Source organism: Allobosea sp. Root381, from assembly GCF_001429395.1.
Lineage (GTDB): Bacteria > Pseudomonadota > Alphaproteobacteria > Rhizobiales > Beijerinckiaceae > Allobosea.
Genome location: NZ_LMJT01000028.1, coordinates 19,684 through 27,687 on the forward strand (window position 1 = coordinate 19,684; position 8,004 = coordinate 27,687).

The window sequence follows — 8,004 nt, forward strand, 5'->3', positions numbered from 1 at the left end:
TGGGTTGTCTCAGCGGCCCATGATCCGAAGCGACGACGCCGACGTATCTGCCGTATGGTTGCCGCACTCGCCCTGACTGTCGAAGGCATGCGTGAAGCGAGAGCTGCAGCATCAGGAGGTCTGTTCGTCGTCTTGTTCGACCCCAACGCAATGATTGCCGCAATCGCGCGCTCGGGCGACCGGGAAGCATTTGCCGCGCTGTTCGACCATTTCGCGCCGCGCGTGAAAGGGTTGCTGATGCGCGGCGGAACCCCGGCCGAGCTGGCCGAGGAGATCGCCCAGGAAACGCTGCTGGCCGTCTGGCGCAAGGCCGCCTTGTTCGACCCCACGAAAGCGAACGCATCGACCTGGATAGCCACTATCGCGCGCAATCTGCGCATCGACATTGCCCGGCGGGAAACACGGTCGCGGCTGTCCCAAGTTTACGAGATTCTGGATGAAGAAACCCCTGAACAACCCGATGCGACGCTTTCGGGTGCAGAGCGTGACGAACGGGTGCGCGCTGCGATGACGCAGCTTTCGATCGACCAGTATCGTGTCGTCGAACTCGCCTTCCTGCAAGGCTTCAGCCACCAGGACGTCGCCCGCAGTCTCTCCATACCGCTTGGCACGGTGAAGTCGCGCCTGCGGCTGGCGCTGTCGCATCTGCGCAGCCGGCTGGAGGATCTGCGATGAGTACGTCGCATCGCCCATCCGACGAAACACTTGCCGCCTTTGCTGCGGGGCAGCTCGACGAAGGTCTCGCACTGGTCGTTGCCTGCCATATCGAGGCGGATCACGGCAGCCGCCAGCGGTTGCGCGAGCTTCAGTCTGTACAAGGCGCGCTCCTCGATAATGCTGAGCCCGCGGCAATGGAGACCGGGCCTCGGGATACGGGTACGTTCGCGCAGACATCGGCGCGACCCGTCGCCGTTCCTCCTGCGCCGGCAGCGGGGTTGCCGAGGGTGCTGAGCCCATATGCGCTCAGCCCATGGCGCCCCATCGGGCTTCGGATCGCGATGCGGCGTGTCGAGGTTCCCGGTGCGGAAGCGCGCGTCTTCATGTTGCGCGCCGGACCGGGCATCGCATTGCCTCATCACAAGCATAGCGGCCTCGAATGGACGACGATCCTTGCGGGTGCCTACGAGCACCAATACGGACGCTATGCGGCCGGTGATTTCGACGAGGCCGATTCCGATCACGACCACACGCCGCTGGTCGATGCGGTCGAGGGCTGCACCTGCATCGCCGCGGTGACGGGAAGCATCCTGTTTCAGGGCTGGCTCGGCCGGTTGCTGCAGCCGCTGGTGCGGCTGTGACCGTCGCGTCCTTCGCGGTCGCAGTTGTCTTCGCGGGCGTCGCCATGGCGGCTTTCATGGCACTCGCGACCCTGATCGAGCGTCGCACCGGCAATTCGGGCTGGATCGACGTGGTCTGGACCTTTGGGCTAGGCGCGACGGCGATCGTCGGCGCGCTGCTGCCCTTCGGGGCGGGGCCAATGTCACGGCGGCTGCTTGTGGCGGGCCTCGCGCTCGCCTGGGCGCTTCGGCTTGGCCTCCATATCGCCAATCGAACGAAGGGGATCAACGAAGACCCGCGCTACGCGAAACTCAAGCGCGACTGGGGTGCCGATGCACCGCGGCAGATGGCGCGGCTGCTCCAGATGCAGGCCCTCGCCAGCATGCCGCTGGCACTCGGGGTCATATTGGCGGCGCATCGGCCCGGAAACGAACTCGGCTGGCAGGACTTTGTCGGGATTGCCCTCTTCGTCGTTGGCCTTGCCGGCGGCGCAATCGCTGATGGGCAATTGCGTGCCTTCGCCCGATCGGGCAGCGGGGGCGTCTGCGACCGAGGCTTGTGGGCCTGGTCGCGCCATCCCAACTATTTCTTCGAATGCGTGCTCTGGTGCTCCTATGCGGTGATCGCGGCTGGAGCCTCCTATCCATGGGGCTGGCTTGCCATGCTGGCGCCGGCTTGCATCACGCTATTGCTCACCCGCATCTCGGGCATCCCGCCCCTCGAGGCGCACATGCTCGCCAAGCACGGCGCCGCTTATCGAGACTATCAGACCCGAACGAGCGCGCTGCTCCCGCTACCGCCGAAAGGAGCGACATCGTGACCATCATGCAGAAGCTCGCAAGCTGGGGTGAGGCGCTGCCTCTGCCCGATGCGGTCAGCCGCATGGCGATTGCCTCCCTGGTGGGGCGCACGGACCGTTCGCTCGCCGCACAATCCGCCGATGCGGCCGGCTTTGCGCGCGACATGGCGGCGCTTCCGATCGCGATGCACACCGACGCGGCCAACGCCCAGCATTACGAGGTTCCAGCCGCCTTCTTCGATCTCGTCCTGGGCCCGCGACGCAAGTACTCCTGCTGCTTCTACACCGATCCGGGAGACAGTCTCGCCACTGCGGAGAATGCCGCGCTGGCGCTCACTGCCGAGCATGCCGACCTTGACGACGGGCAGGACATCCTCGAACTCGGCTGCGGCTGGGGCTCTCTCTCGCTGTGGATGGCCGCGCAGTATCCAAAGTCCCGGATCGTTTCGGTCTCCAACTCAGCCTCGCAGCGCGCGTTCATCGAAGAGCAGGCTGCTCGCGAGGGATTGGAAAATCTACGGGTTGTCACCGCAGACATGAACGATTTCGCCACGCCGGAGCAGTTCGACCGAGTTGTTTCGGTGGAAATGTTCGAGCATATGGCGAACTGGCGCGCGCTCCTGGCCCGTATCAATGGCTGGCTGAAGCACGATGGCCGGCTCTTCATCCATGTCTTTGCCCATACGCAAGGCTGCTATCGCTTCGACGCCGCCGATCCTGGAGACTGGATCGCACAGCATTTCTTCACCGGCGGCATCATGCCGAGCACGGACCTGGCTCGTCAGTTCCCAGATCTCTTCGCAGTCGAGGCAGAGTGGCGCTGGAGTGGCGAACACTATCTGCGCACCGCCGAGGATTGGCTGACGAATTTCGATCGCAACCTGCGAGCGATCGACCCGATCCTCCGCCAGGTCTATGGCGAGGATGCACCGCTCTGGCGCCGGCGGTGGCGCCTGTTCTTTCTCGCGACGAGCGGGCTGTTCGGCCATGCCGGGGGCGGCGCCTGGGGCGTCAATCACTACCGCCTGCGCCCCGCCTGACGGGCCGGCCGGTGAAACGCGGTCCTCAGACCCAGCCCCATTCGATGGCACGCCGGACCACGACATAGGCGATCCAACTGCAAAAACCGACGACGACGGTGCCGTAGACGAGGTCCGCCAGCGTGATCGTCAGCGTCCAGGGGCGCAGCGTGGCATAGTTCGTCAGGTCATAGGTCGCATAGGCAAGCAGGCCAATCAGGGCTCCGTTCAGCAGCGCGGCGGTGGCGCTACCGTCTCTCAGAGCGGGCATGAGCGCGAAGTGAACCACGCCGAGAGGGAAGCCGAAGTAAAACAGCGCCGCGGGCCAGATGCGTACCTGCTCGACGATCAGGTCGCCCAGCGCCGGCCGGTAGAGCCTGGCCGTCATCGTGCCGAGCCAGATGGCGTCGCAGATTCCGAAAGCGACGAGGAAAGCGATGTAGCCGGTGACGAAGCGCATGACGACCTCCAGGGCTGTGCATGCTGATACGCCGGGCGTGCCAAGCTGGTTCAGTATCGCTTATAGCGTCTGGCGTTCGAGCCGTCCGAACCGCAGATCCATCGAGCCGAGCAGGGCGTATACAGCGCGATGCCCCTCGAGACGATGGCGATCATGAAGACCGAAATCTCCCGCCGAGCGATCGTTCCGCTGCTCGCAGCCGGGGCACTTCCCGGATGCGCTGCGCGACTTTCCGGCATGCCGATCGAAGGCGCCCGCAATGTCGCTTATGGTCGACATCCCCGGCAGCGGATGGACATCTATGTTCCGCCAGGCGGCGGCAGAGATAGACCAGTGGCCTTCTTCATTTATGGCGGCTCCTGGGCCAACGGCGCCAAGGAGACCTACGGGTTCGTCGGAGAGGCGCTGGCCACACGCGGCTTTGTCACCGTAATTGCGGATTATCGTCTCGTTCCGGAAGTCCAGTTCCCTGTGTTCATCGAGGATGGCGCATTGGCTCTCCGCTTCGTGCGCGACAACATCAGCCGCTTTGGCGGCGCCCCACGACAGCTCAACCTCATCGGGCATTCCGCCGGCGCCTACAACGCCATGATGCTGACGTTGGACAGGCGTTATCTTGCTGCCATCGGACTGCGTTCCAACGATATCCGTTCCGCTGTCGGCCTGTCCGGGCCTTATGACTTCCTGCCGTTCGACATCGGCGTCGCCAGGGCGGCGTTCGGAAACGCTCGTGACCCGGCGCAGACGCAACCGATCAACTTCGCCCGTAACGATGCTCCGCCGATATTCCTGGCGACGGGTTCCGCCGATACTACGGTCCTGCCGCGCAACAGCGAGCGCCTCGCCGAAGCGCTGAAAAGAGCTGGCGCAAAATCGGTTTCGCTCAAGATCTATCCCGGGCTTGGGCATGCCGGAACGGTTGCCTCGATCTCGAGTCTCCTAAGATGGAGGGCGCCGATCCTGAATGATGTCGTCGCGTTTTTGGATTCTGCACCTTGATCCAACGATCCGTTTGGCGTGGAAACGGAATGTCTGCGTCAAAGCAGCGGGCCAAACAGCGGGCTTAACCGACGGCTGCAGTATTCGGTTTGAACCGATGGTGCCGAGGCCAACCGTCCGCTAACAATCAAACCGGACCTCTCGCAGAGGGTGGATCATAGACGCGGCAACGCCGAGGTGCGCGCCGGAACCATCTTTTCTCCACCTCATTCCCCCTGTTATAGAACGTGCGGACCAATTGCCTGGGGCTTGCCCTCTCAAATGGCAAAATGAGATGGCGAAAGCACCTCCCCTTCCCTCACAAGCAGCGCCGGAGAAACGCCGGCGGTCTAGCAACCAGCGTCCTGCCGCAGCCGATCCAGACAATACGAATCCCGATGAGAGCGACGGCGGGCCTTTCCCAATCGTCGGTATCGGCATGTCGGCCGGAGGGCTCGAGGTCGCGACTGAATTTCTGAAGGCGATGCCGCCCGATAGCGGTATGGCGTTCGTGATTGTTCAGCATCTCGAGCCGACACGAAAAAACCTGCTCGCCGAGCTGCTCGGCAGACACACGGAGATGCCTGTCATCAAGGTCGAGGACGGGATGGCAGTCCAGGCCAACCATGTCTATGTAATCGTCCCGGCGCAGACACTTTTGATCGAAGACGGAGTTCTGCGGCTCAGCGAGCCCGCCGAGGCGCGCGGCCGGCACCATCCCATCGACCATTTCTTCACTGCGTTGGCGAACGACCGGAAGACAGGCGCGATCGCAATCGTGTTGAGCGGCGCCGGCTGCAATGGCTCAGCCGGCATCCAGGACATCAAGCTTTGCGGTGGCATGTGCATTGCGCAAACGCCCGAGACCGCGAAGTTCGATAGTATGCCACGGCATGCGATCGCCTCGGGCGCGGTCGATTATGTGCTCGCGCCCACCGAAATGCCGGCAGCGCTGCTGCGTTATGTGCACCACCCCTACATCGAAGGTGACGCCGCCAACGTCATCGCCAACGTATCTGAATCGCACTTCGGCGACGTGCTGACGCTCATCCGCGCGCGCAGCGGCTACGACTTTCGCCAGTACAAGCGCACGACGCTGATGCGGCGGACACACCGAAGGATGGGTCTGGCCGGGCTGGAATCCTTCGATGACTATTTGCTCAGGCTTCGCGACGATCCTCACGAACTGCAGGCGCTCGTCCGCGACATGATGATCAACGTCACCGGCTTCTTTCGAGATCACGAAGCGTGGGATGCGCTCGACCGTGATGTCATCGGGCCGCTTGTCCAACAGGCGGCGCCGGACCAGGTCATTCGCGTCTGGGTTCCCGCCTGCTCAACGGGCGAGGAAGCCTATACGATCGCGATGCTGCTCGCCGAGCGAGCCGGCACGGCTGAGAAAGGCTTACAGCTCAAGATTTTCGCCACCGATCTTGCCGACAACAATCTCGCGGCCGCGCGCCGCGGCATTTATCCCGGCAGCATGGTCGAAAGTCTCTCCTCTGAACGGCTCGATCGCTTCTTTGAGAAGGCAGGGGATAGCTATCGCATCAAGCGTGACATCCGCGAAACCGTCGTCTTCGCGCCGCAGAATCTGCTAGCCGACCCGCCATACTCGAAGATGGATCTGGTGAGCTGTCGCAACCTGCTCATCTATCTCGATGCCGACGGGCAGAGTCGCGTCGTCTCGCTTGCGCATTTCGCCCTTCGCGAGGGCGGCTTCTTGTTTCTCGGTAATGCTGAATCGGTCGGCCAGCGCGATCATCTGTTTTCGATCGTGTCGAAACGCTGGCGCATCTACCAAAGGACCGTCGGCCCCAAGGCCATCGATCTTCCGGTCTGGCCGCCGGTGCAATCGCCGGAACGCGAGCGCACCAAGCCCAAACTCGCGGAGGTCGCGGTGCAGGCCCTTGCCGACCGCTTCGGTCCTGCCTCGGTGGTCATTGATCGGCATTACCGGATCCAGCATTTTCACGGAACGACCGTGGATTACCTGACGCAGCCGCCTGGTGCACCGACGCTCGACTTGATGGCCATGGCGCGTGACGGACTGGCGCTGGCGATACGCCGTACGGTGAAGCAGGCGCTGGAGACGAACGCGGCCGCGAAATCCGTCGCGACCCGCGCCAAGTCTGGTCGGGTCGAGGTTACCGCCAGCCCGCTTGGCGGCCGCAACGGCGACGGGCTGATGCTGGTCAGCTTCTCGCCAGTTGGAAAGCGGCTTGAAAACCGCCCTGCAGCGCCGCGGATGAACAAGGCGCGACATGATCAAGAGCGCGATTATGACGAAGAGCTCAAGGAGGCGCGTGACGAACTCCAGGCGATCGTGGAGGAATACGAAACGGCGAATGAAGAGCTGAAGGCCGCGAACGAGGAAGCGACCAGCGTCAACGAAGAGCTTCAGTCCACCAATGAGGAACTCGAATCCTCAAAAGAGGAGCTGCAGTCGCTTAACGAGGAGCTCAATGCGGTCAATACCGAACTTGAGCACAAGGTGGTCGAGCTCAACGAGACGGGCGATGATCTTCGCAACCTGTTGTCGGGCAACGATATCGCGACGATCTTCCTCGACACACATGCGCGGATCAAATGGTTCACGCCAGCAATGAGCCGCTTGTTCGACGTGATCGAGAGCGACATCGGCCGACCAATCGCCAATCTCGCGCAGAAGTTCGTCGATGGCGATCTCGTCGGGAAGGCGCGGGAAGCCATCGAAAAACTCGCCAAGACCGAGGAGACGGTTCGAGCCGATGACGGCCGGGCCTATTCGCTTCGCGTGCATCCTTACCGCACGCGCGAAAATCGCATTGTCGGTGCGGTTGCGAGTTTCGTTGATGTCACCGAGCTAAAACGGTCGGAAGCTCGCATTGCGGAGGCGCGCGACTACGCGCAGGCGATCGTACGGACGGTCCACGACCCGATGATCGTTCTGGATGGCCGACTGCGCGTTCAATCGGCCAATCCGGCCTTCTACCAATATTTCCAGGTCGACGCGGAGGAGACCGAGGGACAGCTCGTGTACGAGCTGGGCAACGGCCAATGGGACATTCCGGCACTTCGCAAGCTGCTCGAGGACTTGCTACCGACGGCAGGCTGGATTGCCAATTTCGTGGTGGAACATGAGTTTCCACAGATCGGCTATCGCTCGCTGGAGCTGAATGCGCATCGCATCATGGGCCATGGCGACCGTCCTGACCTCATTTTGCTGGCGCTCCACGATACGACGGAGCGAAAGCAGGCTGAGCTACATCGCGAAATGCTGATCGCCGAGCTGAGCCATCGCGTAAAGAATTCTCTTACGGTGGTTCAGTCGATCGCGACGCAAACGCTCAGCATGGCCTGCCCCCATCAGGTGGCCCGGTTTTAATCTAATGCATGGTGGGCTTGGCGGCCACGGTTGAGATGGCCCGCGAAGTGGGTTGGGTTTGTGCAGCCGGCCAGAGCACGGCGGGCGGTGCTGGCGGCTTGTA

Annotated in this window: 7 protein-coding genes; 6 read left to right on the forward strand and 1 reads right to left on the reverse strand. The window is 62.7% G+C overall.

Going from position 1 to position 8,004, the window contains the following annotated elements; translation table 11 throughout:
• Nucleotides 1-54: 54 nt before the first annotated feature.
• From ASE63_RS19470 to ASE63_RS19485, 4 genes are read left to right on the forward strand one after another with little or no spacing between them, the layout of a single operon-like run.
• Nucleotides 55-675 (forward strand): sigma-70 family RNA polymerase sigma factor, encoded by a 621-nt coding sequence (locus ASE63_RS19470; protein ID WP_082610133.1) that lies wholly within the window; start codon nt 55-57, stop codon nt 673-675.
• Nucleotides 672-1,298: a ChrR family anti-sigma-E factor gene (locus tag ASE63_RS26915; protein WP_082610134.1), complete on the forward strand. Its 627-nt coding sequence runs from the start codon at nt 672-674 to the stop codon at nt 1,296-1,298. The genes ASE63_RS19470 and ASE63_RS26915 overlap by 4 nt, the downstream gene beginning before the upstream one ends.
• The gene (locus ASE63_RS19480; RefSeq protein ID WP_082610135.1) at nt 1,295-2,098 is read left to right on the forward strand and encodes a DUF1295 domain-containing protein; all 804 of its coding nucleotides are present in this window, start codon (nt 1,295-1,297) and stop codon (nt 2,096-2,098) included. The genes ASE63_RS26915 and ASE63_RS19480 overlap by 4 nt, the downstream gene beginning before the upstream one ends.
• A 5-nt stretch (nt 2,099-2,103) precedes the next feature.
• The gene (locus ASE63_RS19485) at nt 2,104-3,117 is read left to right on the forward strand and encodes a cyclopropane-fatty-acyl-phospholipid synthase family protein (RefSeq protein ID WP_156410486.1); all 1,014 of its coding nucleotides are present in this window, start codon (nt 2,104-2,106) and stop codon (nt 3,115-3,117) included.
• Between the two features lie 25 nt (nt 3,118-3,142).
• Here ASE63_RS19485 and ASE63_RS19490 read toward each other — a convergent pair whose 3' ends face one another.
• A complete protein-coding gene (locus ASE63_RS19490) occupies nt 3,143-3,556 on the reverse strand; it encodes a DUF2177 family protein (protein WP_056805174.1) in 414 nt (137 codons plus the stop codon).
• Between the two features lie 153 nt (nt 3,557-3,709).
• On the opposite strand from ASE63_RS19490, the gene ASE63_RS19495 reads away from it, so the two are divergent.
• Both ASE63_RS19495 and ASE63_RS19500 read left to right on the forward strand, forming a co-directional pair.
• The gene (locus ASE63_RS19495) at nt 3,710-4,555 is read left to right on the forward strand and encodes an alpha/beta hydrolase (protein WP_162261811.1); all 846 of its coding nucleotides are present in this window, start codon (nt 3,710-3,712) and stop codon (nt 4,553-4,555) included.
• Nucleotides 4,556-4,829: 274 nt separating this feature from the next.
• The gene (locus ASE63_RS19500; protein ID WP_082610136.1) at nt 4,830-7,901 is read left to right on the forward strand and encodes a CheR family methyltransferase; all 3,072 of its coding nucleotides are present in this window, start codon (nt 4,830-4,832) and stop codon (nt 7,899-7,901) included.
• Nucleotides 7,902-8,004 lie beyond the last annotated feature (103 nt).

Excerpts from the sequence above, each read along its gene's own strand:
- ASE63_RS26915 (WP_082610134.1), top strand. The coding sequence starts at position 672 with ATGAGTACGTCGCATCGCCCATCCGACGAAACACTTGCCGCCTTTGCT.
- ASE63_RS19485 (WP_156410486.1), top strand. The coding sequence starts at position 2,104 with ATGCAGAAGCTCGCAAGCTGGGGTGAGGCGCTGCCTCTGCCCGATGCG.
- ASE63_RS19495 (WP_162261811.1), top strand. The coding sequence starts at position 3,710 with ATGAAGACCGAAATCTCCCGCCGAGCGATCGTTCCGCTGCTCGCAGCC.
- ASE63_RS19490 (WP_056805174.1), bottom strand. The coding sequence starts at position 3,556 with ATGCGCTTCGTCACCGGCTACATCGCTTTCCTCGTCGCTTTCGGAATC.
- ASE63_RS19470 (WP_082610133.1), top strand. The coding sequence starts at position 55 with ATGGTTGCCGCACTCGCCCTGACTGTCGAAGGCATGCGTGAAGCGAGA.
- ASE63_RS19500 (WP_082610136.1), top strand. The coding sequence starts at position 4,830 with ATGGCGAAAGCACCTCCCCTTCCCTCACAAGCAGCGCCGGAGAAACGC.